Source organism: Pseudoalteromonas sp. BSi20429, from assembly GCF_000238895.1.
GTDB classification, from domain to species: domain Bacteria; phylum Pseudomonadota; class Gammaproteobacteria; order Enterobacterales; family Alteromonadaceae; genus Pseudoalteromonas; species Pseudoalteromonas arctica.
Genome location: NZ_BADV01000093.1, coordinates 52,833 through 77,875, shown reverse-complemented (window position 1 = coordinate 77,875; position 25,043 = coordinate 52,833). Strand labels below are relative to the sequence as shown.

General features: G+C 40.3%; 22 protein-coding genes. 3 read left to right on the top strand and 19 right to left on the bottom strand.

What is annotated here, in order from left to right; translation table 11 throughout:
- Nucleotides 1-10: 10 nt before the first annotated feature.
- The 11 genes from hscA to P20429_RS02625 form a co-directional block, all read right to left on the bottom strand.
- Nucleotides 11-1,873, bottom strand: coding sequence for a Fe-S protein assembly chaperone HscA (gene hscA, locus P20429_RS02575; protein WP_007586377.1), 1,863 nt, complete (start codon nt 1,871-1,873; stop codon nt 11-13).
- A gap of 41 nt (nt 1,874-1,914) precedes the next feature.
- Nucleotides 1,915-2,442, bottom strand: coding sequence for a co-chaperone HscB (hscB, locus tag P20429_RS02580; protein WP_007586374.1), 528 nt, complete (start codon nt 2,440-2,442; stop codon nt 1,915-1,917).
- Between the two features lie 82 nt (nt 2,443-2,524).
- Nucleotides 2,525-2,848 carry an iron-sulfur cluster assembly protein IscA gene (gene iscA / locus P20429_RS02585; protein ID WP_007377674.1) on the bottom strand — a complete coding sequence of 108 codons (324 nt, stop codon included), beginning with the start codon at nt 2,846-2,848 and terminating at the stop codon, nt 2,525-2,527.
- 12 nt (nt 2,849-2,860) lie between these two features.
- Nucleotides 2,861-3,244 (bottom strand): Fe-S cluster assembly scaffold IscU, encoded by a 384-nt coding sequence (gene iscU, locus P20429_RS02590; RefSeq protein WP_007377675.1) that lies wholly within the window; start codon nt 3,242-3,244, stop codon nt 2,861-2,863.
- Between the two features lie 41 nt (nt 3,245-3,285).
- Nucleotides 3,286-4,503 (bottom strand): IscS subfamily cysteine desulfurase, encoded by a 1,218-nt coding sequence (locus tag P20429_RS02595; protein WP_007586372.1) that lies wholly within the window; start codon nt 4,501-4,503, stop codon nt 3,286-3,288.
- Nucleotides 4,504-4,527: 24 nt separating this feature from the next.
- Nucleotides 4,528-5,019, bottom strand: a complete 492-nt coding sequence (gene iscR, locus P20429_RS02600; RefSeq protein ID WP_007586371.1) for a Fe-S cluster assembly transcriptional regulator IscR — start codon at nt 5,017-5,019, stop codon at nt 4,528-4,530.
- Between the two features lie 236 nt (nt 5,020-5,255).
- On the bottom strand, nt 5,256-5,981 hold the full coding sequence (gene trmJ, locus P20429_RS02605) for a tRNA (cytosine(32)/uridine(32)-2'-O)-methyltransferase TrmJ (protein WP_024589846.1): 726 nt from the start codon (nt 5,979-5,981) through the stop codon (nt 5,256-5,258).
- 157 nt (nt 5,982-6,138) lie between these two features.
- On the bottom strand, nt 6,139-6,894 hold the full coding sequence (locus P20429_RS02610; protein WP_007586369.1) for a class I SAM-dependent methyltransferase: 756 nt from the start codon (nt 6,892-6,894) through the stop codon (nt 6,139-6,141).
- 57 nt (nt 6,895-6,951) lie between these two features.
- Nucleotides 6,952-8,130 (bottom strand): response regulator transcription factor, encoded by a 1,179-nt coding sequence (locus P20429_RS02615; protein ID WP_007586368.1) that lies wholly within the window; start codon nt 8,128-8,130, stop codon nt 6,952-6,954.
- A gap of 139 nt (nt 8,131-8,269) precedes the next feature.
- Nucleotides 8,270-10,309, bottom strand: a complete 2,040-nt coding sequence (gene prlC / locus P20429_RS02620) for an oligopeptidase A (protein WP_007586366.1) — start codon at nt 10,307-10,309, stop codon at nt 8,270-8,272.
- Between the two features lie 86 nt (nt 10,310-10,395).
- Nucleotides 10,396-11,070, bottom strand: a complete 675-nt coding sequence (locus P20429_RS02625; RefSeq protein ID WP_007586365.1) for a DUF2461 domain-containing protein — start codon at nt 11,068-11,070, stop codon at nt 10,396-10,398.
- A 78-nt stretch (nt 11,071-11,148) separates the two neighbouring features.
- Between P20429_RS02625 and gorA the strand changes: the two genes are divergently transcribed.
- The 3 genes from gorA (at nt 11,149) to P20429_RS02640 (ending at nt 14,351) form a co-directional block, all read left to right on the top strand.
- Nucleotides 11,149-12,510 carry a glutathione-disulfide reductase gene (gene gorA / locus P20429_RS02630; RefSeq protein ID WP_007586359.1) on the top strand — a complete coding sequence of 454 codons (1,362 nt, stop codon included), beginning with the start codon at nt 11,149-11,151 and terminating at the stop codon, nt 12,508-12,510.
- A 264-nt stretch (nt 12,511-12,774) separates the two neighbouring features.
- A complete protein-coding gene (locus P20429_RS02635) occupies nt 12,775-13,407 on the top strand; it encodes a hypothetical protein (RefSeq protein ID WP_007586355.1) in 633 nt (210 codons plus the stop codon).
- Between the two features lie 107 nt (nt 13,408-13,514).
- Complete coding sequence (locus P20429_RS02640; RefSeq protein WP_007586353.1) at nt 13,515-14,351, top strand: mechanosensitive ion channel family protein; 837 nt, start codon at nt 13,515-13,517, stop codon at nt 14,349-14,351.
- Between the two features lie 52 nt (nt 14,352-14,403).
- On the opposite strand, the gene tldD is transcribed toward P20429_RS02640, so the two are convergent.
- The 8 genes from tldD to P20429_RS02680 are packed head-to-tail and all read right to left on the bottom strand — an operon-like array spanning nt 14,404 to nt 24,933.
- Nucleotides 14,404-15,843: a metalloprotease TldD gene (tldD, locus tag P20429_RS02645; RefSeq protein ID WP_007586351.1), complete on the bottom strand. Its 1,440-nt coding sequence runs from the start codon at nt 15,841-15,843 to the stop codon at nt 14,404-14,406.
- A complete protein-coding gene (locus P20429_RS02650; protein ID WP_007586349.1) occupies nt 15,840-16,679 on the bottom strand; it encodes a carbon-nitrogen hydrolase family protein in 840 nt (279 codons plus the stop codon). Before P20429_RS02650 ends, tldD begins: the two co-directional genes overlap by 4 nt.
- The gene (locus P20429_RS02655; protein WP_007586347.1) at nt 16,676-20,533 is read right to left on the bottom strand and encodes a YhdP family protein; all 3,858 of its coding nucleotides are present in this window, start codon (nt 20,531-20,533) and stop codon (nt 16,676-16,678) included. The genes P20429_RS02650 and P20429_RS02655 overlap by 4 nt, the downstream gene beginning before the upstream one ends.
- Nucleotides 20,533-22,005 (bottom strand): ribonuclease G, encoded by a 1,473-nt coding sequence (gene rng / locus P20429_RS02660; RefSeq protein ID WP_007586345.1) that lies wholly within the window; start codon nt 22,003-22,005, stop codon nt 20,533-20,535. The genes P20429_RS02655 and rng overlap by 1 nt, the downstream gene beginning before the upstream one ends.
- Nucleotide 22,006: 1 nt before the next feature.
- Complete coding sequence (locus P20429_RS02665) at nt 22,007-22,576, bottom strand: nucleoside triphosphate pyrophosphatase (RefSeq protein ID WP_007586343.1); 570 nt, start codon at nt 22,574-22,576, stop codon at nt 22,007-22,009.
- Nucleotides 22,576-23,055 carry a rod shape-determining protein MreD gene (mreD, locus tag P20429_RS02670; RefSeq protein ID WP_007586341.1) on the bottom strand — a complete coding sequence of 160 codons (480 nt, stop codon included), beginning with the start codon at nt 23,053-23,055 and terminating at the stop codon, nt 22,576-22,578. Before mreD ends, P20429_RS02665 begins: the two co-directional genes overlap by 1 nt.
- The gene (gene mreC, locus P20429_RS02675; RefSeq protein ID WP_193371825.1) at nt 23,048-23,890 is read right to left on the bottom strand and encodes a rod shape-determining protein MreC; all 843 of its coding nucleotides are present in this window, start codon (nt 23,888-23,890) and stop codon (nt 23,048-23,050) included. The genes mreD and mreC overlap by 8 nt, the downstream gene beginning before the upstream one ends.
- Nucleotides 23,890-24,933 carry a rod shape-determining protein gene (locus P20429_RS02680; protein ID WP_007586338.1) on the bottom strand — a complete coding sequence of 348 codons (1,044 nt, stop codon included), beginning with the start codon at nt 24,931-24,933 and terminating at the stop codon, nt 23,890-23,892. Before P20429_RS02680 ends, mreC begins: the two co-directional genes overlap by 1 nt.
- Nucleotides 24,934-25,043: the final 110 nt, after the last annotated feature.

Sequence of the window (25,043 nt, the reverse complement as noted above, 5' to 3'; positions counted from 1 at the left end):
CTAATCTCTCTTAAATGTTGTCTACTGACTGCCCTGTAAGGGCCTTTTTAATTGATGCATCCATTCTACGCGATGCAAAGTCGCTACTCGCATTATCGACTTTTTCGATAGCTGCTTTAATTTCGCCAGGCTCTTGTGCATTTTCGCGCACTTTTACCAGTTCTGCAATTTCAGCGCGTAAGTTAGCAAGTTGCATATCGTCAAGTAATGCAGCATCGGCTGCAAGTGACGCATTAAGCGCTTCTATTACGCGTAACGCTTCTACTTGTTGCTCTTTAAGCATACGTGCTTGCATGTCGCCTTTAGCGTTGCTCATTGACTCTTTTAGCATGTTAGCTACTTGGTCATCAGATAAACCAAACGAAGGTTTAACTTGAATTTCAGCTTGTACACCTGTTGATTTTTCCATTGCTGAAACACTTAATAAGCCATCTGCATCAACTTTAAAGGTTACACGAATATGTGCAGCGCCTGCCGCCATTGGTGGAATACCTTTTAAGCTAAACTTAGCAAGCGAACGACAATCATCAACAAGCTCACGCTCACCTTGCAGCACATGTAATGACATGGCTGTTTGGCCGTCTTTAAACGTCGTAAATTCTTGCGCGCGTGCTACCGGAATCGTCGTATTGCGCGGAATGATTTTTTCAACCAAACCACCCATAGTTTCAAGACCTAGCGATAACGGTAATACATCAAGTAATAACATGTCAGAATCGGGCTTATTGCCAATTAACACGTCGGCTTGAAGCGCAGCACCTAAAGCGACAACACGATCAGGGTCGATTGAAGTTAGCGGCTCTTTATCAAAAAAGCTTTGTACTTGGCTACGTACCAGTGGCATACGGGTTGAACCGCCTACCATAATAACTTGCAGTACTTCGTCGTTTTCTATGCCAGCATCTTTTACAGCACGACGACACGAACGCAGTGTTTTTTTAACGAGAGGCATAGCCATTTCGTCAAACGTTTCGCGTGTTACTTCTACTGTGTATTTTTGATCGTCAAACTCAAGACCCACGTTTACTTTAGCGTATTGGCTTAATGCTTCTTTACACGCTTTTGCTTTATTAATAAATAAACGTAAAACCGAAGGTGACAACGCTGACACACCAGTTTGCTGCTTAAAGTAATCAACAAGTAGTGAGTCAAAGTCATCGCCGCCGAGGCTTGAGTCGCCGCCAGTTGCCATTACTTCAAACACACCTTGGTGTAATCTAAGTACGGATATATCAAATGTACCACCGCCTAAGTCGTAAACAGCAATAATACCTTCTTGACCTGAATCTAAACCATAAGCAACCGCTGCTGCTGTTGGCTCATTTAATAGACGTAGTACGTTAATACCAGCCAGCTCTGCGGCATCTTTAGTACTTTGGCGCTGTGCGTCATCAAAGTACGCTGGTACTGTAATTACAGCCCCTAAAATTTCTTGGTTGCCAAAACTTTGCTCAGCTCGTGCTTTTAATGCAGCTAAAATATGGCTTGATGCTTTAATTGGACTGATTTTACCTGCCGCAGTTTCTATTGCTAGCGCACCATTGTGCTCACAGAACTCATACGGTAGTTGCCCATAACTTTTCTCTATTTCAGCCTGAGTTTTACCTAAAAAACGCTTAACCGAAATAAGTGTATTAGCAGGGTCTTGCGTTGCTGCTTGTGCAGCCTCTGCGCCAACAGTAATACCGCCTGCTTGATAACGAACAACCGACGGTAACATAGCCGCGCCAAGATCATCAGTTAACGTGCGGGCTTCGCCACTTTGTACTGTTGCAACTAATGAGTTAGTTGTACCAAGATCAATACCAATAGCTAGTTTATGTTCGTGTGGTGCCGCGCTCTGCCCCGGCTCAGCAATTTGCAATAATGCCATAATGCTCTTTAAACTCGTGTTGCTCGCTTTGCAGCAAGTAATTAATCGTCAAATAAACTGTCTTCAATACGCTCTAGTTCGTCACGTAACTTATAAACAAACTTCAGTTTACGAATATTATCTGCGGCAAGTTGATATTGCTGCTCATCGTTACTTGCTAGTTGTTCGGCAAGTTGTGCACTGTACTGCGTGTTTAGTTGCTTAATTTGTTTTTCAAAATTTGCAATGGCGGTATCAGGATCGCGCGACGATGTTAGCTCTTCAAGCTCTTCGCGAAGTTCCATTTGCTGCATTAAAAACATTGGATCTTGCAAGGTTTGCTGCTCTGCACGAATATCAACGCCTAGCTCGCTCAGCATATATTCAGCACGCTTTACTGGGTGCTTTAATGTTTGTAGCGCATCGTTAATTTCGGCGGCGCTTTGCACTGCCATTAACTTATCGCGGCTACTCGCATTCGCGTGGCGATCTGGATGTACAGTACGCTGTAATTCCAAGTAGTGCTTGTTAACCGTTGCTAAATCAATATTGTAATCAACGGGGACTGCAAATAATTCAAAGTAACGCATAACTTCAACCAATAATATTCAGAAATAACAAAGCCCTACATTAACTGGCAGGGCTTATTTATACTACAAAGATATTTTAAGCTTAAACGGTAAAGCTTTCGCCACAACCACACTCATCTGCTTGATTAGGGTTTCTAAATTTAAACCCTTCATTTAAGCCTTCTTTAGTGTAGTCGAGCTCTGTGCCATCGATGTAAACTAAGCTTTTAGCGTCAACAATTAATGTTACGCCTTTAGCCGCAAAAGTTTCATCGTCTTCGTTTAAATCGTCAACAAACTCAAGTACATAAGCAAGACCTGAACAGCCCGTCGTTTTAATGCCAACGCGCAGGCCTAAACCTTTACCGCGGTTTGCTAAAAATGATTGTACGCGGTTTGCTGCCGCATCTGTCAATGTCACTGCCATGAGTTTCTCTTCTTACTTCGCTTGTTTGCTTTTGTAGTCTGCAATTGCTGCTTGAATTGCGTCTTCGGCTAAAATTGAACAGTGAATTTTCACTGGTGGTAATTCAAGCTCTGCACTGATATCAGTGTTTTTAATTGTCGCTGCTTCGTCTAGCGTTTTGCCTTTAACCCACTCTGTTACAAGTGAAGATGAAGCAATTGCGCTACCACAACCGTAGGTTTTGAATTTTGCATCTTCAATAACGCCTTCGGCAGATACTTTAATTTGCAATTTCATTACGTCACCACATGCTGGTGCGCCTACCATACCCGTTGCCACTGACGGATCATTCTTATCTAGAGTACCTACGTTACGTGGGTTTTCTACGTGGTCGATTACTTTATCACTATAAGCCATTATTCTATCCTCATTACCTGCTAGGGTATGTGCTCACACTATTAGTGGTGAGCCCATTCAACTGAATCTAAATCAATACCTTCTTGATGCATCTCCCAAAGTGGAGACATCTCACGTAGGCGACCGATAGAGTTTTTCATTAATTCGACGGTGTAATCAATCTCTTCTTCGGTAGTAAAGCGACCAATACTAAAACGAATTGAGCTATGTGCTAATTCGTCGTTACGGCCAAGTGCACGTAATACATAAGAAGGCTCTAAGCTTGCAGATGTACAGGCTGAACCTGACGATACTGCAATGTCTTTTACTGCCATAAGTAACGACTCACCTTCAACAAAGTTAAAGCTGATGTTTACAATGCCAGGTACTGATTGGTCTTGCGTGCCGTTAAAGTATACTTCGTCCATATCAGCCATAATGCCGTCGATTAAACGATTACGTAAGGCGCTGATGTGTGCGTGATCTTTTTCGAAATCTTGCTTAGCAATTTTAAACGCTGTACCCATACCCACTAATTGGTGAGTAGCTAGTGTACCAGAGCGCATACCGCGTTCATGTCCGCCACCGTGCATTTGCGCTTCAAGACGAGCACGTGGTTTACGACGAACGTAAAGTGCGCCAACACCTTTAGGGCCATACACTTTATGTGCAGAGAACGACATAAAATCAACTTTAAGCTGTTGCACGTCGATTAATACTTTACCCGCGCTTTGCGCTGCATCTACGTGGAACATAATTTTACGTTCGCGACACATTTCGCCAATAGTCGCGATATCTTGAATTACACCTAGCTCGTTATTAACGTGCATGATGCTTACAAGTACTGTGTCGTCACGCATTGTGTCGGCAAGTTTTCGTAAATCAAGTAGGCCGTTTTCTTCAACGTCCATGTAAGTTACTTCAAAACCTTGGCGCTCAAGCTCACGACATGTGTCGATTACAGCTTTATGCTCAGTTTTAGCGGTAATAACGTGCTTACCTTTTTTCTTGTAAAACTGTGCTGCACCTTTAATAGCAAGGTTATTTGATTCTGTTGCACCCGATGTGAAAACAATTTCACGTGGGTCTGCATTAATTAAATCAGCAATATCTGTACGTGCTTGGTCAACAGCTTCTTCTGCTTGCCAACCAAAACGGTGTGAGCGTGACGCAGGATTACCAAACTTACCGTCCATTGTCAGGCATTGCATCATTTCTTTAGCAACACGTTCGTCAACAGGCGTGGTCGCTGCGTAATCTAAATAAATCGGTAACTTCATTTCTCTCTCCGCTGCAGGTCAACCTTAAAGTTGACAGCTTACTTGAATGTTTTCCAACTGCTTAATTGCATTATTAATACTGTTATCTTGGCGCGATGCTATTTCTTTCACATCTGATTTTTCCACCAATTCAGCAAGGGTAATATTATTCAAAAATTCTTCTATGCGTGCGCTTAGGTCTGACCACAAATTATGTGTTAAACAACGCATACCACTCTGACAGCCGGTATCGGCACCTTGGCAACGTGTTGCATCGACCGATTCGTCTACGGCGCTAATAATATCGCCAACAGAGATAACGCTCGCTTCACGCCCTAGTAAATAACCACCACCAGGTCCACGAACAGAACTTACTAGGCCATTTTTACGTAAACGAGCAAATAATTGTTCAAGGTAAGACAAAGAAATTTCTTGTCTTTGTGAAATATCAGCAAGGGCTACAGGACCTACACCTGTGTGTAGTGCAACATCCAGCATAGCTGTAACGGCATATCTGCCTTTTGATGTTAACTTCATAACGCCCCCTGCACAAAAGAGTGCAAATTTTAATTACCAGAGTAAATTAGTCAAGTATTATCACTTGATAAAAATTTGATTTAGAAACTCTTACTTTTAAATTGTAGAGTTAACAAATTTTCAATACTTGACCTCTTTGGTCAAGTATTACAGCCATTGTAATTACCTGAGTAATTTAGTCAAGTATTAGCGCGTTAATTAGTCTAGGTCTTTTATAACTAATAGCTATACCTAAGTTACTTAGGTATAGCCTTATTAATTGAGGTGAGAATACCGCGTAAAATATTCATTTCAGCATCTTCAGGGTGAGCTCGGTTAAACAAACGGCGCAATTTAGTCATAACTAAACCAGGGTGTTGCTTGATGATAAAGCCTGTTTTAAACAATGTGTCTTCAAGGTGATCATAAAACAGCTCTGTTTGCTTTGAGCTTGGGTAAACTGCATCGTCTTCTTCAACCTTTTTAGGTTGTTGATTTAAAAATGCCATGCGAGTTTCGTAGCTAAGTGTTTGTACGGCCATAGCTAAATTAAGCGAGCTGTACTCTGGATTAGCAGGAATACATACATGGTAATTACAAAGCTGTAATTCTTCATTAGTTAAACCACTGTTTTCACGACCAAATACTAGCGCTACAGGACCATTTACGGCTTCAGCAACGAGCTTTTCACCACATTCACGTGGTTCAACCATTGGCCACGAAAGCGTACGAGAACGCGCACTTGTGCCAATCGTTAATGTACAGTCAGCGATAGCTTCTTCAACGGTACCTACAATAACTGCATTGCCTAAAACATCAGTTGCGCCTGCAGCTAATGCACTTGCTTGGCTGTCTATTTCGCAAGCAGGATCAACTAAATAAAGTTTTGATAAACCCATGGTTTTCATGGCGCGAGCCGCCGAACCAATATTGCCGGAATGTGACGTGTTAACTAAAACAATGCGAATATCATCTAAGATCATTACTGTGCTACTTTGCTATGCCAAAAAATTGCGCAAATTCTAACATGAAAATGTAATAAGATCCTAGATTCAAAAGGCTAGATCCTATGATCAAACCCAATATAACGATTCTTACATGGATAAATTCTAGGGATATAACGCCGATTTGTTTTGATGCTTAAATCATTGCCGCCTTTACATAGACATCAAAACGGTTCTTTTTGGTTTTGATCTGCATACTTGGGGTTTTTTCGTTTAAGAATGGAGCGTAATCGGGGCGTTTTACAACGACACGCTTACTGGCAAGTGGGTAGGCAAAATCAAGTAGGTCGTCAGCGTCGTTGTCTGCACCAACAAGCTCTTGGAATACGCGCATTTCTTTTTTAACTAATGCTGATTTTTCGCGATGCGGGAACATGGGATCTAGATAAACAACATCAGGCATGCTTTCGCATTGAGAGAGTAAAGTATGGCTTGAGCCAAATATTAGGCTCATGTTTTCTTTCATCCACAAACCAATTTCAATATCGCTATAGGCTCGCTTTAAACCATCGTATAAAAGTGCAGCTACAACCGGGTGACGTTCATGTAATATAACTTTGCACCCTAGCGAGGCAAGTACAAAACCATCTCGCCCTAAACCAGCGGTAGCATCAAGTACAACAGGCGTTGCGCCTTTATTTAAACCCACCGCTTTGGCAATTGCTTGCCCTTTACCACCGCCAAACTTGCGCCTATGGGCGGCAGCACCGGTTACAAAATCAACGTTAATTGCACCTAGTTTAGGCTCGTCGGTTTTAAATAGACTTAACCCTTTATCATCGTAATGTAAGCTAAAGCCACTGCAATTTTGCGCCCATTGGGCTAAACCAAAGCGTGTTTCTAATTCATTTAAATAAGGGCGTAACTCTTTAAAAGCACACTGAATAACCACAATAAACTCCGACGATAAAATACGCCTGTAGTATATCAACCGCTTTACTTTAAAGCACTAAAATAGCTCTATATCACTATGATGATTCGTATTGACCTTTGCGGCTTCCGCTTTAGTACGTAAATTAGATATAAGTTCATTGCGGCTTTCGGCAACTTGTTTAAGCTGATATTTGATAAAGGCTAAATCACTATTAGCCGATACAAATAACTGCATTGTTTGATCCAATTGAGATATATATAAAGTGAGATCCGCAGGATTTGCTTGTGTTTGTTGTAGCTTAATAGCGCAGTCAAGTTCATGTAGCTGCTCTATAAACTCTTTAGTACTTTTGTTTTGCTCTACATTTTGAGTAGTTAACTGCTTAACAATATCTTGAAGGGCTGTACTTATTTGAGCTGCCTGCTCATAACTGCTTTCGCTTCTTTCCATGGTAACAACCTTCTCGTTGGTTACTTCTAATATATGCGGGAACAGATCTTTGTAGCGCCCATACAAAGCATCGTTATCAACTGGCATATTTTTTATCAAAAGGGACACTTTGGGATAATTAATGATAGTGCTGCTACCAATATCAACAAATCGTTGAGCATTTCGATGTTGCTCAAGCAGCTCTTGTTCTAACGGGCAAACACCACTTTGCTGGCTGTAAAAAATACCTTTTCCTTGATACCAAAACACCACCACAACATCTAAATTTAAAGGAGCAAAAAAGGTAAAAAAGTATTCACTCAACGATTGAAAGTTATTAGCGTGATAACTTTGTCCAACGTAGCGCATTATACGCCCCATATCGCCTGACTCTGTCATTGCCATTTCAGCTGTTTTATTCGCTTTTACTATATCCAATTTTAGTTTTGCGCATTTTTGCCTATATTCGTAAAGTACCTTTATTCGCGCTATTAACTCTTCTGCATTAAAAGGTTTTGTAATGTAATCAGATGCGCCGACGCTATAACCTTTTACCCGATCGCTTAGCTCTATTTTAGATGAGAGAAACATAACGGGAATATCCTGAGTATTTTGACTTTGCTTTATAGTTTTACATACGTCATAACCTGACATACCTGGCATTTCAATATCGAGTAAAATAATATCTGGGTTGTATTTATTGGTTAGCCTTAATCCTTCATCGCCATCTTTTGCATGAATTATTTTACAAAACCCTGCTAAAGACTCTTCAATTATATGATGAACATACTTGTCGTCATCAATTGCCAATACCAACTTTGCCATGCCTTAGTCCATTTTATTAGGTGTGCTAAAAGCATAGTACGGTAGGATGAAATTACTAAAAATTATTAGATAATAATTTTAAAATAATAAAAAAGCGCCATATAGGCGCTTTAATTTGGTTTGTGCTAAATATTAATTTTTAAACAGCAATACCGCTATGGCGTAGTAACGCGTCGACATTTGGCTCACGACCACGGAACTTTTTGAATAATTCCATTGGCTCTTCGCTACCGCCTTTTTCTAAAATATTTTGCATGAAGGCTTGCCCTGTTTCAGCGTTAAAAATACCTTCTTCTTCAAATTTAGAAAATGCATCAGCAGAAAGTACTTCAGCCCATTTATACGAGTAGTAACCTGCACTATAACCACCGGCAAAAATATGGCTAAAACCATTTTGAAAACGGTTAAACTCAGGCGGTTTAACGATTGATGTGCGGCTACGTACATCGTTTAGTACTGCTTGAATTTGGCATTGCTCACCCACTTTGTAATCGTTATGGATTTTAAAATCGAATAACGAAAACTCAATTTGACGTAGCATTTGTACGCCTGAGTTATAGTTTTTAGCAGCAAGTAACTTATCAAGTAACTCTTTAGGTAACGGCTCACCCGTTTCATAATGACCTGAAATAAAGCTCAGGGCTTCTTCGTCATAACACCAATTTTCTAAAAACTGACTAGGAAGCTCTACCGCATCCCACGCTACACCATTAATGCCAGCCACTGGCGCGGCATCAACTTGTGTAAGCATGTGGTGAATACCATGACCAAACTCATGAAATAAAGTAGTTACTTCGTCATGAGTAAACAGTGCCGATTTATCGCCAACCGCCTTATTAAAGTTACACACTAAATAAGCCACTGGAGTTTGTAGTTCGCCGTTAGCGCGTACTTTACGACCCATACAGTCATCCATCCACGCGCCGCCACGTTTGTGGTCGCGTGCGTATAAATCGAGATAAAAACGTCCGCGTAGAGTATTGCTACTATCTACAATTTCAAAAAAGCGTACATCTTTGTGATAAGTATCAAAGTCAGTAACTTCTTTTACGCTAATACCAAATAAGCGATTAACGGTTTCGAATAAGCCGCTAAGCACTTTATTTGCTGGGAAGTAAGGACGTAGTACTTCGTCTGAAATTGCATACTTTTCTTGCTTAAGCTTTTCGCTGTAGTAACCAAAATCCCATGCTTCTAATTCAGAAATACCGTGTTTTTGCTCAGCATACGCTTTTAGCTCGGCCACTTCTTGCTCTGCTTGTGGTTTTGATTTAGCCGCTAGGTCTTCTAAAAATGAGAATACTTGTTCTGGTGTTTCGGCCATTTTAGTTGCCAGTGACTTTTCAGCGTAGCTGTTAAACCCTAGTAACTGTGCAAGTTCATGACGAAGCGCAAGCTCCTCACTCATAATGTCAGAGTTATCAAACTCACCGGCGTTAGGGCCTTGATCTGATGCGCGCGTAGAAAACGCGGTGTAAGTTTCTCTGCGTAATTCGCGGTTATCTGCGTAAGCCATTATTGGTAAGTATGACGGGAAATCGAGTGTAAATAACCAGCCATCTAATTCTTTACTTTTTGCGGTATCGGCTGCAAGTGCAAGAGCTGATTCTGGCAAGCCAGCTAAGTCGCTCTCATCAGTAATATGTTTGTGCCAAGCAAGTGTGGCATCCATTACGTTGTTGCCAAATTTTGAGGCAAGTTCTGATAAACGCGCGCTAATTTCGCCGTAGCGTTTTTGCTGCTCTGCCGCCAGAGCAATACCCGATAATTTAAAATCGCGTAGCGCATTAGTAATTGTTTTTTGTTGTGCTGTAGTCAGCGTTTTAAATTCGTCACTGTTATAAAGCGTATTATACGCGTTGTATAAACCTTGGTGCTGACCTACAAATGTTGAATATTCAGATATTAACGGTAAGCACTGCTCGTAAGCTTCACGTAATTCGTCGTTATTCATTACTGAATTTAAATGCGATACAGGGGAGAACATGCGCGATAATTTATCGTCAGCTTCTTCAAGGGGTAATACTAAGTCATCCCACGTATACGAGCCTTTAGCTAACACGTCATCAATGGCTTTACGACAAAGCTCGATACCGTCTTTTAGTGCTGGTACTACGTACTCAGGCTTTATTTTTGAAAATGGTGGTAAGCCTTCAAGGCCAATTAATGGGTTGCTCATAAATACTCTCTTTGCGTTAATGCATTACGTTTTAAATTGGGTCTAAAAGTAAAAAAACAACTCAGCCGCTTTTAAGTTGTTTAATTTTAATAAGGTTGCTCCAGAGCAAAACACAAATAACCCATTAATGAGTCGGCCACTTTATAACGTTCTAGTACCGTATCAACTAAATTATTGCTACATACTTGTTTTTGAGTAAGCGAGCTAATGGCTATAAAGTCTTTTCGTTTGAGCTCATCTATTAAGGGATGCTCTTTTTCAAAACCTCTTGGCGGGCGTTTTAGCGATTCTCCTGACATTTCAAATATAGATTTAAATTGCTCATCATAAATTGCTTTTTTATAGCTATTTGGGTTTTCATCTATACAGGTTCTAATTGCGTTAAGCGCCTTTGATTCTGGTCGCCAAATACCAGCACCTACAAAACATTCGTCATTTGCTAAGTGAAAGTAAAAACCCGGGGCATGTACGTCTTTTCCCATAAAATGGCGAAATTGAATCCCTACATTAATTTTATACGGGGTTTTATCTTTACTAAAACGCGCGTCTTTATGGATTCTCATTAAGCTACCGCCCACTTTTTTATCTGATGCGACAAAATGGCTAGAAACCTCAGCAAGTGGTGCTTGCATTTGCCTAATGAAATCTAAAGCGGGCTCTCTTACGTATTCCTCATACTGTGATTTATGGTCGTTAAACCAGTCTCTATTATTGTTTTTATCAAGCTGAGCAAGAAATTCGAATGTTTTTTTACTAAACATAGGTCACCTAAACACTCTTTATTTTTAAAACTTAATGTTATGCTAATGCGCATAAAACTCAACGCCTAAGGACATAAAATGACACAACACTTTGATTATATTGCAATCGGTGGTGGCAGTGGTGGTATTGCCTCTGCAAATAGAGCGGCAATGCGTGGCGCTAAAGTAGCACTTATAGAAGCAAAACACATGGGCGGCACGTGTGTAAACGTGGGCTGTGTACCTAAAAAAGTAATGTGGCACGGTGCTCAGGTTGCCGAAGCAATTAATTTATATGCCCCAGATTACGGCTTTAATGTTGAAGTTAAAGGCTTTGATTGGAGCAAACTAGTAGAAAGCCGTGAAGCCTACATTGGCCGAATTCATAAAGGTTATGACAGTGGCCTTGCTAGCAATGGCGTTACTGTAATTAAAGGCTTTGCTAAATTTGTAGATAATAAAACAGTTGAAGTAAACGGCGAGCACTACACAGCCGATCATATATTAATTGCAGTAGGCGGCCGCCCAAGCATTCCGCATATTGAAGGTGCTGAACACGGTATCGATTCAAATGGCTTCTTTGAGCTAAAAGAGCAACCTAAGCGCGTTGCAGTTATTGGCGCAGGCTACATAGCCGTTGAGCTTGCTGGTGTATTACATGGTTTAGGTACTGAAACACATTTATTTGTACGTAAGCATGCCCCACTTCGTAGTTTTGACCCATATATTGTAGATACGCTTGTTGAAGTAATGGCTGCCGAAGGCCCTACTCTTCATACAGAATCTGTACCAAATAAATTGGTAAAAGAAGATGATGGCTCTGTAACACTGCATTTAGATAACGGCAAAACTCATAACGTTGATCAAGTTATTTGGGCCATTGGCCGCGAGCCAACAACCAATGCTATTAACGTTGCAGCAGCCGGCGTAGAAGTAAACAGCAGTGGTTTTGTAAAAGTTGATGAGTATCAAAATACCACAGCTAAAAATGTATACGCGGTTGGCGATATCATCGAAAATGGTATTGAACTTACACCGGTAGCAGTAAAAGCAGGCCGTACTTTATCTGAGCGTTTATTTAATAAAGAACTACCAGATGATTTAAAAATGGATTACAGCTTAGTCCCTACTGTTGTATTTAGTCATCCACCTATTGGTACTATTGGTTTGACTGAGCAAGAAGCTATTTCTCAGTACGGCGAAGAAAACGTTAAAATTTACCAATCTGGTTTTACGGCTATGTACACAGCGGTAACTAAACATCGCCAGCCTTGTAAAATGAAACTTGTATGTGCCGGCCCAGACGAAAAAGTAGTTGGCCTACATGGTATTGGTTTTGCGGTTGATGAAATGATTCAAGGTTTTGCCGTTGCCATGAAAATGGGCGCAACTAAAGCTGATTTTGATGCCGTTGTGGCTATTCACCCGACAGGCTCGGAAGAATTTGTAACGATGCGCTAGGCGCTAAACTCTAAGTTCTCAATTATAAAAAGCCCTTGCTAAGTAAATAGTAAGGGCTTTTTAATGCTTGTTATATTTTGCAAAATAAACTACTTAAAACGTCACATTAAAAACATCCATTCAACATTAAATAAATATCTAAGCCATTATTTTAACAGCAAAAATTTTAGACCAATAAAAATATTAAAAGTTTAAATTTTGTTTTGGCTTTAAGGCATTTTTACAATTAGAATCTCGCGCATTTATAGTTTCTCTTGGTTATTTATGTTTTTACTGCGATCTTTTATTTATTTATTATGCCTAGCGGGTGTTGCTCATTTAATTCAACTTGAAGGCTTTGAATTAAAACAGTATGCACTTTACAGTGAAGAAACTCTTACTGAACATATGCAAGATGTTTTAACTTTTTTAAGCTGTATTTTGTTTTTCTATGCTTCGCGAATTAACTTTCAACTCAAAATACCGGCAGTATTACTTGCTGCGTTATCGGCAATGATGTTTGTAAGAGAGTTTGATACCTACCTCGACTTATACTTTTTTGATGGCGCTTGGCAAAGTATCGTCTATTCAATTTTAGCTGGCGTGTTTGTTTATTTAATAACAAACAGAGGAAGTATTTTTAACTCTTTAAAAGCCTATAGCCTCACTCCTAGTTATGGAATTTGCTTATCAGGCATGGTTACTTTACTCGCATTTTCGCGAATGATGGGCAAAGGCGCATTTTGGCATTCAGTAATGGGCGATGACTACGTACGTGCAGTAAAAAACATTGTTGAAGAGGGTATAGAAACGCTTGGCTATACTCTAATCTTTATTTCAGCCATTGAGCTTGTACTCATATGCCGAAAAAGAATGGCTAAAGATCACAAACATTGCACTGATGAAGTAACTCAATAACGTTTCTCCATTTTTATTGGTTACTTTTTTTGCACTAAATTTGCTAATTGGTTTAATAAATCAATATACTGAGCCTGTTTTTATCAACTCGCGTTTAATTGGATATTATGACTAAAGATATATTGCTGCATCCGTTTCTTCTTTCAATTGTAATGATCACAATTGCATTTGTACTAAAAGTACTTGTTGATAAGCTGGCTAAAAATCGCGCAGAAAAAAAAGAAAAAGATATTCGTTACATCGCACACAATATTAAGCATTTTATTAATTTTGTAATGATGATATCGCTGCTGTTTGTGTGGTCTACCGAAATTCAAAACTTTGCACTTTCTATTGCTGCTTTTGCTGTGGCGATTGTGCTTGCAACGCGTGAGTTTATTCAGTGTGTAATAGGCTTTTTTTACCTCGTAACAACCCGCCCGTTTAGAGTCGGTGATTGGATACAAGTTGGTGATTACTTTGGTGAAGTAGCTGAAACGGATTGGATAAAAACTACCATGCATGAAATTGATATACATACTTATCAATTTTCTAGAAAAACGATATACATACCTAATAATAAGCTGATTACCAGCTCTATTAAAAACTTAAACTTTGTAAAACGCTTTGTTACACATCATTTTATTATTGTCCGAAGAGAGAGCTTTAATCCGTACCCTATTCACGACACACTGACTGAGCAAGCTAAACTGTACTGCGAAGAGTTTCAAGAAGTAGCAAGCCGTTATAATTCGATGATTGAGCGCAAACTTGATGCAAAAATATCTGGCCCGGAGCCAGTAATTCACTTTGGTACAACTGATTTAGGTGAATTTAAAGCAAGCTTTACCTTGTTTTGTCCTACAGAAAAAGCGCTTGAGATAGAGCATAAATTAACAGAGTGCTTTTTTGCATTATGGTATAAAGAGGCTGAAAAAAATAAAGAGGATGAAGGAGGGGCATAAACCCCGCCTTCATTAAAACAAAAAGCGCGAACTTACTTCGCGCTCATATTGTTTATGCTGTACCGCCCACTGTTAACTGATCTATTTTTAAGCTTGGTTGGCCTACGCCTACCGGTACGCTTTGACCATCTTTACCACACACACCAACACCTTTATCAAGTGCTAAGTCGTTACCAACCATCGATATTTGCTGCATTACTTCTGGGCCATTACCAATAAGCGTTGCGCCTTTAATTGGTTGGGTAATTTTACCATTTTCGATTAAATACGCTTCTGATGCGCTAAATACAAACTTACCTGAGGTTATATCAACTTGTCCGCCGCCAAAGTTAGGCGCGAAGACCCCTTTTTTAACTGAGCTTATAATATCGGCTTGGCTGTGCTCTCCACCTAACATGTAGGTATTAGTCATGCGAGGCATTGGTAAATGTGCATACGACTCACGGCGTGCGTTACCGGTAGGGCTTACACCCATTAAACGCGCGTTTAGCTTATCTTGCATATAGCCTTTTAAAATACCGTTTTCGATAAGAACGTTGTAAGCGGCTGGTGTGCCTTCGTCATCTACATTAAGTGAGCCACGGCGATCGGCCATGGTGCCATCATCAACAACTGTACACAGCTCAGATGCTACTTTTTGGCCTACTTTACCACTAAACGCAGACGCGCCTTTGCGGTTAAAGTCGCCTTCAAGTCCGTGCCCTACCGCTTCGTGTAAAAGCACGCCAGGCCAACCATTACCAAGTACAACTTCCATCGTGCCTGCAGGTGCATCAATAGCCTCAAGATTTACTTTAGCTTGTCGTACCGCTTCTTCAGCAAATTCCATCCAACGCGGTTTACCGTCAACAAGTTCTTTAAAGTAACCATAATCTAAACGTGCACCACCGCCTGCGCCACCGCGTTCACGGCGACCATTTTTTTCAAGCAGTACTGAGCAGTTTAAACGAATAAGCGGGCGAATATCGGTCGCAAACGTACCATCACTTGCTGCGATTAATACTTCTTCGTAAACCGCTGACATTGAACTAATTACTTGCTCTGCATCGGGTGCTAGTTCGCGAATATAGTTTTCAAGTTCGCGTAATAAGCTCACCTTGTCGGTGTCGCTCATACTCGAAATTGGCTGATGCGGTGCAAATTGCTCTTTAGCTTTAACATCACTAAATACTTTAATCGCTCTATCTTCGCCAGCATCTGCAATGCTACGAGCCGCTGTAGCCGCTTTATTAAGTGCTTCAAGATTTATTGCATCAGAGTAAGAAAATCCTGTTTTTTCGCCGCTTACAGCACGTACACCAACGCCACGTTCAACGTTATAAGAGCCTTCTTTAACTAAGCCGTCTTCAAGCACCCATGATTCGTGGTGGCTTGATTGAAAATATAAATCGGCATAATCCACTTTATGCTGATGTATGTAAGCGAGCGTTTTTTCGAGCTCTTCTCTATTTAGCTGGCTGTCGTGTAGTAAATGCTGTTCAACCGAATTCATAATAAATGCTCTCTAAATCGTTGATGAGACTGCACGGGCATATCTCGTCTAATTTTTTGTAACTGGTCTAAATCTGCGTTGCAGCTTATAAAACCGGTGCCTGTTGGCAATTCACTCAGGATACTTCCCCAAGGCGAAATAATAATACTGTGGCCATATGTTTGTCGGCCATTTTCATGTGTACCGTACTGAGCTGCTGCAACTACATAACATTGTGTTTCTATTGCGCGAGCTGCTAATAATGGCTGCCAATGCGCTTGTCCTGTGACGACTGTAAATGCACTTGGTACTAAAATAATATCGGCGCCTTGGCGTACTAGTTCGTTGAATAAGCCACTAAAGCGCAGATCATAACATACTGTTAAGCCTATTTTACCAAAGGGAGAATCAACAACAACCACATCGCTACCTGCTTGGGTAAAATCTGACTCTCGATAGCTACCTGTTTGATCATCTACGTTTACATCAAATAAATGTATTTTGTTATACGTTGCAACCAGCTCGCCTTGATTATTATATAAGTGCGATGCTGCATAATATTTATGTTCGTTAAATGGCTCAGGCATTGTCCCTGCATTTAACCAAATATTATGGTGTTGGCACAATTCACTAAGTTGTAGTTTGTATCGCTCAACTTGCTTAGCAACACGTAACGTATCGTTACCACTTTTACTAAACACTAAAAAAGCCTCAGGCAAACAAACAAGTAATGGTCTTGTTGCGGGGAGTGTTTTAAGTGCACGCTTTAAGCTTGCTATGTTGTCATCAGGGCTTAGCCCTGAACACATTTGCAGGGCAACTATTGTGGGAGTGCTTAGTATTTCAGTTTTGTTCATTGCGTTACTGTTACTTGTGCATCTTTAAGTTTTAAATCGACTGATGCTTGTGGCTGATTTTGCGCAGCTTGAGGAAGCGTAACTTCACGACTTTTTCTGTCGAGTTCTTGAACAATAGGATCGTTCATTTTACCCGTTACTTTAAAGTTGATCTCTGAGATGACGCGCGCAGAATGAATAACTTTATCAATTGCTAAGGCAGCAAGCCCTGTTACTGGGTTTACCATCCATGCAACTATAACCGGAATACTCGAGGTTACCTGCGGCGCTACAGCAAGATCATAATCTATATCAAGCGTGTTTAAATTTGCATAACCTTTAATGGTTAAATCGGCGGGTACGCCGTCCATTTTGGTATCTTTAGTGTAAGCAATACCGTTTTCTAACTGCATAGTGCCTTGCATGCTGTTATAAAAAAAGCCCTTTGAAAACACATCTCTAAAATCAAGTTTCAGCTTGCGTACTAATGAATCAAGGCTCAGTAACGAAAATACGCGTGCCCCGCCATCGCTAACTTCAGTTAAGTGACCTTCTCCTAAATCCCAAGCTATCTCGCCACTTAAACTTTTCACATCAAAATCATAAGGTGCTGCTTGCCAAGTAAGATCATAATTTAGATCGGCTTTTGAGTCTTTAATCGCGGAGGTTATATCAAACTCACCAAACAGTGCGCCTATATCATCACTTTTAAGCTCGCCACTTAACGTTGTTAAGCCATTTTGCCACTGCCCTTTAGTGCGCAGTACATGATCGCCTTTATCGACTACAAGTTCTGATATTGATAAACGCTCTCCATCACCTAATAATGACGCACTCACTTTATCAAGTTGGTAGCGGTCAATTTTACAATCACTACATTCAAACTCAATGGCAGGTATTTTAGTAAGCCAGCTCAAGTCTTTCTCAGGAAGTACATCTGTTATTTCAAGTGCTTGCTCATTGTGCGGTGCAAAATTAAGCCTTAAGTAATCGGCATTAATTCGTATGGGCTGGCTAGGCTGTGATGTCGGAATAAAAACCCCAGCTCTAAGTTCTTTAGCATTTAGCTTTAGATATAGATCGTCTTTTGATGGTGCTAAACGCATTTCAAAATCATTAAAAATGATGTTACTCGCATCAAGTAAACCTATATTTGCGACCACCTCATTAAGCGGTGGCATAATCCCTTTTGATTCTTGATCTGGGTTTGCTTTACCAGCTTTAATTATTTGATCAATCAGATCAAACCAAGGCACTAATTCACTCTGCTCAAGATTTATATTTACGCTTAAGTCTTTTTGGTTTAATCCTAAATCTTGTTTTCCGAGCACAAAATGGACATTACTAAACTGTGATTTTCCATTTTCTAAAATAGCATTAAAGTAAAATTGTTGATTAGCGTTTGCTGTAATGAGATTAGAAATATCATCACCTTGAACTACTGCATCAAGCGCCCACGCTTGTTCGCTATTTTTATTATAAGGTGCGGGTAAGTTACTCGTTAAGCCAAGTAGTTCTGAGTTTACCTGTGCACGGTAATTAAAGCCTTGTTCGGTAAAATTAAGTACCAAACCAATATCAACATCGCTTTGCCCACTTAAATAATTTTTTAATATACCTTGCCCACTATCGATTAGTGTATCGGCGTCAATTTTGGCGTTTACATCTATGTTTGCTTGGTAATTTTTAGCATCACTTTTACTGCTATAATTAATATTTAGCGGCATGCCCAACCACTTCGCAGTCGCATTTTTAAGTGTGATATTGTCGTTTTTAAAATTAAGCTCGCCAGTTAAGTTTTTAAGCTCAATGCCTGGCGTTGCTATAAATACTGGCAAGTCATTTAAATTAACTTTGCCGCTAACACTGGCTCCGCCTTTAAACTTAGAGCCTACTAAAAGCTCAATACTGGCATCGGCTTCGCCTTTGCCCTGTACAACTTTAAAAATTTCAGCAAGAGGTTTGGCAATAGGTGTCGCTGCAAAAAAATCATGTAACTTTTCCATCTCTGCTTTTTTATCAATTTGCACAATAAGTTCATCAGCATGCATTAAATCTGCAATGCTCACCTGTACACTATTACCAATATTTAAATTAACCAACTTGCCTTGCTGGCTATATATGTCCATCCGCTCATTAGCAAAATGTAGCTGTACATTAGTATTAGTGACCGCAGGCCAACTAGGGTCAAACTCATAGGTTGCATTGTCTATTTGTGCTAATACATCAAACTGACCACTACCATCAGTAAATGGGAAACCAGACAAAGGCCCTGCAAATAAGACCTGTGCTTTAGATACTTCTCCGCCTTTAATTGCACCATTTAAATAGCTAACAAGTTCAGGGCTCATCGCTTTTAATGGGAAGTAATGACCTGCAATATTGGCATCTGGAGCGAATGCTTCTGCGTAAAGATCTAATCGAGGATCATCCGTTAGACTAATTTGTAATTCTGCAGCAAGAGTGACTTCATCATTATCAAACCAGATATTGTCACTACTTATATGCCAGCCATCATCTCGCTTAGCTAAATCTAGCTCTACATTTAGCTGATTATAATTTATGTCGTTACTAAAGCTTTCGCCTGTAACTAATGTGCCACTTTCACCAAATAAATTAATACGCCCCGCGTTTTGAGTCAGCAAACCATCCACTCTAAGTGCTTGTGCGGCGGGTACTGAGTTTAATTCTTGCCAGCCAATATTGTTAGCCTCAAACCATAATTGCCATTGCTGTGCATTAGAAAAACTTAAATAAGCTTGATCTATTTGCCCACTAGGTTGGCGTTCTAAAAATGGTTCAAGTGCATTAAAATTACTTAGCCCGGCTAGGTTACTCAGTAATTCAAAATCAACTTGATGCAGCCACACTTTATTTTGCAGCCCTAGTTGGGCTTCAAACTCTAAACTTGGCCATGCTTTATCGTTACTATTAAATGTTAAACCGGTGCTTTTTAAGTGCCAGCTATTTTGTTCTGGATATAGATGGAATCCACCTTCACTCAAACTAACTTGGTGGCTTTGCTCTTCTCGCTGCCAGCGTACAAAGCTTGGTAACCACTGCATTTTCACATCGCTTACAAAACCTTTATCTAGTTTTAGCCATGCTTGTAAATTAATATCGCTATGCAGTTGTTGTTTTTGCGTATTTATATATTGCGCTAACCAGTTAGATACATCGACCTTATTAGCCTGTACATAGATGTCACCCGCAACCTGCTCTAGAGTATCCCCGGTAAGTGCTATGCGCGCGTCAAAGTCTCCGACCGAAATACCCGGCAGTGCTAGGCTTCCACTACCAAGGTGCTGCTCATCTTCATTTTGCCAAACAATGTTTTGAAGAAGTAATTTACGTTCTTTACCATCTTCTAAAATAAAGTTAATACTGGAATTTTCTATTGCAAAATGACCCGTTTTACCCAAAAACAGTTCTTCAATTAGCTCTTTTTGCTCAAAAGAAACTTCGTCGTTATCACCGGTTTTAAATAAGTTGGTGATATTTACACTGGTATGAAAACCATTAATAACAAAATAATTAGATCTAAGTTGCAGTGCTTTTAAGCTTTCCCATAGGTTTAGCTCTAAGCTGGTTTTAGCAATGGTGAGTGATATTGGCGCGGTTTCGTTATCTTTAAACGATAAATTTTCTAGCACTAATGCAGGACCACTGCCCTGCCAACTAGCTGATATTTCACCGATAGATAAGCTTATTTCAAACTTTTCGTGTAAATAGCTTTCTATGTCACCTTTGTACTCGTTTGCATACGGGAGGGTATATTTTAAAATTGAAACAATAACGGCCAGTAATACCAAAATTATGGCGCAGGTCTGCCATAACTTTCTAAAACAAAAAAAACAGACCGCTTTTGCTTTCATTACATCATTACCACATCAAACTGTTCTTGGCTGTATAAGCTCTCGGTTTGAATATTGACTTGCTTACCAATAAATAGTTCAAGCTCAGCAAGGTTATGATACTCATCGTTTAGTAGGGCCTCACTTACAGCAGGTGCTGCGTACACCATAAACTTGTCTGCTGCGTATGCTCGGTTAACACGCACTATTTCACGTAGTATTTCATAGCAAACCGTTTCAACTGTTTTTTGTGAACCACGACCGGAGCATGCAGGGCATACATCACATAAAATATGCTCTAAGCTTTCGCGTGTACGTTTACGCGTCATTTCAACAAGGCCAAGCGCTGAAAGCCCATTAATATTCGTTTTAGTGCGATCTTTTGCAAGGGCTGATTCAAGTGAATGAAGCACCCGCCTTTTATGATCCTCACTTACCATATCGATAAAGTCGATAATGATAATACCACCTAAGTTACGCAGCCTGAGCTGGCGGGCAATTGCAGAGGTTGCTTCTACGTTAGTATTAAAAATGGTTTCTTCTAAATTACGATGCCCTACAAATGCGCCAGTATTAACATCAACAGTCGTCATCGCTTCTGTTTGGTCAATAATTATATAACCACCCGATTTTAGCGTAACTTTACGATGTAGTGCTTTTTGAATTTCGTTTTCAACGTCAAACAAATCAAATATAGGTCGCTCACCTGGGTAGTATTCAAGCACTTGAGAAAGTTGTGGAACAAACTCTTCAGTAAATAACTTTAGCTCTTCATGAGTAAGTTTAGAGTCAACGCGAATGCGCTCCATATCTTCGCCTACATAGTCACGTAGGGTTCTAAAGGCAAGCGTTAAATCTTCGTGTAGAATACTGGCTTTACTGGTTTTTTTGCGACGAGCTGTAATTTTTTCCCACAGTTTTCTTAAAAAACCGGCATCGTGTCGTAATTCAGCTTCGCTAGCACCTTCGGCAGCTGTACGTACGATAAAGCTGCCATTTTCATCGCCATATTCTGCGACTATTTTTTTAAGACGTGAGCGCTCTTCTTCAGTTTCAATACGCTGACTAACCCCTACATGGGTCGCATCAGGCATAAACACTAAATAGCGAGAAGGAATAGTTATATCAGTGGTGAGCCTTGCGCCTTTAGTGCCTAGCGGATCTTTTACCACTTGCACCATAATGTATTGGCCTTGACGAACTAACTCTCTAATATCTTGTACTTTTTTTATTGGTACGTCGTCTACGCCTTCAACAATAGAGGCACTATTTACAATATCGGATGCATGTAAAAATGCCGCTTTTTCAAGGCCGATATCAACAAAAGCAGCCTGCATACCCGGAAGTACACGGCTTATTTTTCCTAGGTAAATATTGCCTACAATACCTAGATTACCAATTCGCTCTAGCTGTATTTCTTGCAGTACACCGTTTTCTATTAGGGCAACACGGCTTTCGCTCGGTGTGACATTGATCAGTAATTCTGTACTCATGTTACCTTCTTAAGAATGTTTTTAATAATTGTTCGGTTTCATATAAAGGTAAGCCTACAACAGAAAAATAGCTACCCGCAATGTGAGTTACAAAGCGACCACCTAAACCTTGGATACCGTAGCCACCGGCTTTATCTTGTGGCTCATTAGAATCCCAGTAGGTATTTATTTCTTCATCAGTTAAAGTTTTAAAGGTGACATCTGTGCTTACAACACAGCTAAGCACATCATTTTGCGTCGCAAATGCTACTGCGGTAAGTACTTGATGTGTGTTACCTGATAAACGTTTTAATGTGTGTATAAAATCGTTTTTATCACGAGGTTTACCCAATGACTCGTTATCGATAACAACTACGGTATCACTACCAAGTACAGGGCGATCGGTATATCCAAGCTCTACACCGCTTTGGGCTTTCAAGCGAGCTAAACGCTCAACAAGTGCTCTAGGTTGCTCGTTTGGAAGTGGGCTTTCATCTGCATCAACACTAAATTGTGTAAATTCGACACCTAATTGGCTTAATAACTCTTTACGACGGGGAGAGGCTGATGCCAAATATACTGCGGTAGTCATTACCTGATCCTAAAATGTCTGCGATATTTACGAAGTAGTAAAAACACCCAAAACCAACTAACCATTCCGGTTGCTACTGGCCATAAATACTGTGGATTAAAGTAAACCCCTAACAAAAAGTGATTTAGCCAAAACTGCATTAAATGATACAGCGTTAAAAACAAACCAATTAATAAGCTTTGTTGCCAAAGCGAAAAGTTACGAATTTTTTGAAAGTTGCTCGCGGTTACAAATATACATATTGAAAATGTAAGCGAGTTCACACCTAGCGGTGAGCCAGATGCTAAATCTATTAATAAACCAACAACCCAAGCAGTACCAATATTTAAACGATGCGGTACTGCCAACGACCAATACATAAGTACAAGTAAAACCCAGTCAGGTCTAAATGGTTCAAACGAAAAAGGGAGCGGCATTAATGCCATTATTAACGCAAAAAAGATGCTTAGCGCAATTAACAATGAATAACGGTTAATCATCGCTGATTTGCTCCTGTTGATTACGCCATAAAATAACCAGCAAACGAATGCGATCTAATTGCGCAATAGGTTCTGCAAAAACTTGTGCAAACGGGCGGCCTTCATCACGGTTTATTTCGGTTACTACAGCCACCGGGTATCCCTCAGGGAATGTGCCACCTAATCCTGATGTAACAAGTACATCGCCAATTCGCACATCTAAGCTGTGTGGAACGTGAGAGAGCTTAACGACGTTAATTTTACCTATGCCCTCAACAACCGTTCGTACATCGTTACGCAGTATACGCACAGGTGTGGCATGCGTAGTGTCGGTCATGAGTAATACGCGTGACGTAGTTGACCCTACTTTAGTTAATTGCCCCACTACACCCATCTCATCAATTACGGCTTGGCTTTCACTAAGTCCATCGGTGGTACCACGATTTATAACAACTTGATGGCTATACGGATTTGAATGCACAGAAAGTACTTGAGCAATAATTTTACGATTTGATTGTTTTGCAGATGAGCCTAATAAGGCGCGTAGTTTTTGATTTTCTCTGGCTAGAAATTGATACTGCTGAAGTTGCTCGCTTTGTAGCATTTGCTTTTTTTTCAGCGCTTCGTTTTCAGTAAGAAGTTGCTCTCGCGTATGCAGGCTTTTAGCACTTAAGCTAAATAATTCGTAGGGTAAATTAGCAACATAAATTAGTGGGCTAACTAAGGTATTGAGGCTGGTACGAACAACGGTACCACCTTGCGTATATCTGTCTCCAACAATGAGTGCGATACTCAAAAGCACTGCGACAAAAAGTCGCAGTTGCAAAGAGACTGTGCGTCCAAACATTAATTTCATTAGTCGTAACTAAAAACGTCACCACCATGAACATCAATCATTTCCAATGCTTTACCACCACCACGTGCAACACATGTAAGTGGATCATCAGCAACAACAACCGGAATACCCGTTTCTTCCATTAATAAACGGTCTAAATCTTTTAACAATGCGCCACCGCCAGTAAGTACCATACCGTGTGCAGAAATATCTGATGCCAGCTCTGGTGGTGATTGCTCAAGCGCAACCATTACTGCACTCACAATACCCATTAATGGCTCTTGTAGAGCTTCTAGGATTTCGTGTGAGTTAAGTGTGAATGAACGCGGAACACCTTCAGCAAGGTTACGACCGCGCACTTCAATTTCGATTGGCTCATCAGTTTTAAACGCAGAGCCAATTTGATGCTTAATATTTTCAGCTGTCGCTTCACCAATTAAGCTACCAAAGTTACGGCGTACATAATTAATGATAGCTTCGTCAAACTTATCACCACCAATACGAACAGATGATGAGTAAACAACGCCGTTAAGTGAAATAATAGCAACTTCAGTTGTACCACCACCAATATCAACAACCATAGAGCCTGTTGCTTCTGATACTGGTAAGCCTGCGCCAATAGCTGCTGCCATTGGTTCTTCAATTAAGTAAACTTCACGAGCACCTGCACCCATTGCAGATTCACGTATTGCACGTTTTTCTACTTGAGTAGCACCACACGGTACACAAATTAGTACACGCGGACTTGGACGCATAAAGTTATTGTTGTGCACTTGTTTAATGAAGTGTTGTAACATTTTTTCTGTTACAAAAAAGTCAGCAATAACACCGTCTTTCATTGGACGAATCGCTTTTATATTACCCGGTGTACGACCTAACATAAGCTTTGCTTCTGTACCTACAGATGCAACACTTTTAGGTCCACCAGCACGCTCTTGGCGGATAGCAACAACAGAAGGTTCATTTAATACAATGCCTTCGTCTTTTACATAAATTAGGGTATTGGCTGTACCCAAGTCGATCGATAGATCGTTAGAAAAAATACCACGGAGTTTTTTAAACATGAGGCTGGATGACCTTTGAAATACGTTCTTATATTAGCTGCCTCACTTTAACATGCTCAACTATATGAGCAATATAAAGCGCAGCGCCTTTGTGAATTTGTGAAAAAAGG

Coding starts and splice junctions, on each gene's coding strand:
- prlC (WP_007586366.1), bottom strand. CDS start 10,309: ATGAGCAACCCATTAATTGGCCTTGAAGGCTTACCACCATTTTCAAAA.
- P20429_RS02635 (WP_007586355.1), top strand. CDS start 12,775: ATGTTTTTACTGCGATCTTTTATTTATTTATTATGCCTAGCGGGTGTT.
- hscB (WP_007586374.1), bottom strand. CDS start 2,442: ATGCGTTACTTTGAATTATTTGCAGTCCCCGTTGATTACAATATTGAT.
- hscA (WP_007586377.1), bottom strand. CDS start 1,873: ATGGCATTATTGCAAATTGCTGAGCCGGGGCAGAGCGCGGCACCACAC.
- trmJ (WP_024589846.1), bottom strand. CDS start 5,981: ATGATCTTAGATGATATTCGCATTGTTTTAGTTAACACGTCACATTCC.
- P20429_RS02615 (WP_007586368.1), bottom strand. CDS start 8,130: ATGGCAAAGTTGGTATTGGCAATTGATGACGACAAGTATGTTCATCAT.
- P20429_RS02640 (WP_007586353.1), top strand. CDS start 13,515: ATGACTAAAGATATATTGCTGCATCCGTTTCTTCTTTCAATTGTAATG.
- iscR (WP_007586371.1), bottom strand. CDS start 5,019: ATGAAGTTAACATCAAAAGGCAGATATGCCGTTACAGCTATGCTGGAT.
- mreC (WP_193371825.1), bottom strand. CDS start 23,890: ATGAAATTAATGTTTGGACGCACAGTCTCTTTGCAACTGCGACTTTTT.
- P20429_RS02665 (WP_007586343.1), bottom strand. CDS start 22,576: ATGACTACCGCAGTATATTTGGCATCAGCCTCTCCCCGTCGTAAAGAG.
- tldD (WP_007586351.1), bottom strand. CDS start 15,843: ATGAATTCGGTTGAACAGCATTTACTACACGACAGCCAGCTAAATAGA.
- P20429_RS02650 (WP_007586349.1), bottom strand. CDS start 16,679: ATGAACAAAACTGAAATACTAAGCACTCCCACAATAGTTGCCCTGCAA.
- P20429_RS02655 (WP_007586347.1), bottom strand. CDS start 20,533: ATGAAAGCAAAAGCGGTCTGTTTTTTTTGTTTTAGAAAGTTATGGCAG.
- P20429_RS02595 (WP_007586372.1), bottom strand. CDS start 4,503: ATGAAGTTACCGATTTATTTAGATTACGCAGCGACCACGCCTGTTGAC.
- iscA (WP_007377674.1), bottom strand. CDS start 2,848: ATGGCAGTGACATTGACAGATGCGGCAGCAAACCGCGTACAATCATTT.
- mreD (WP_007586341.1), bottom strand. CDS start 23,055: ATGATTAACCGTTATTCATTGTTAATTGCGCTAAGCATCTTTTTTGCG.
- iscU (WP_007377675.1), bottom strand. CDS start 3,244: ATGGCTTATAGTGATAAAGTAATCGACCACGTAGAAAACCCACGTAAC.
- gorA (WP_007586359.1), top strand. CDS start 11,149: ATGACACAACACTTTGATTATATTGCAATCGGTGGTGGCAGTGGTGGT.
- P20429_RS02625 (WP_007586365.1), bottom strand. CDS start 11,070: ATGTTTAGTAAAAAAACATTCGAATTTCTTGCTCAGCTTGATAAAAAC.
- rng (WP_007586345.1), bottom strand. CDS start 22,005: ATGAGTACAGAATTACTGATCAATGTCACACCGAGCGAAAGCCGTGTT.
- P20429_RS02680 (WP_007586338.1), bottom strand. CDS start 24,933: ATGTTTAAAAAACTCCGTGGTATTTTTTCTAACGATCTATCGATCGAC.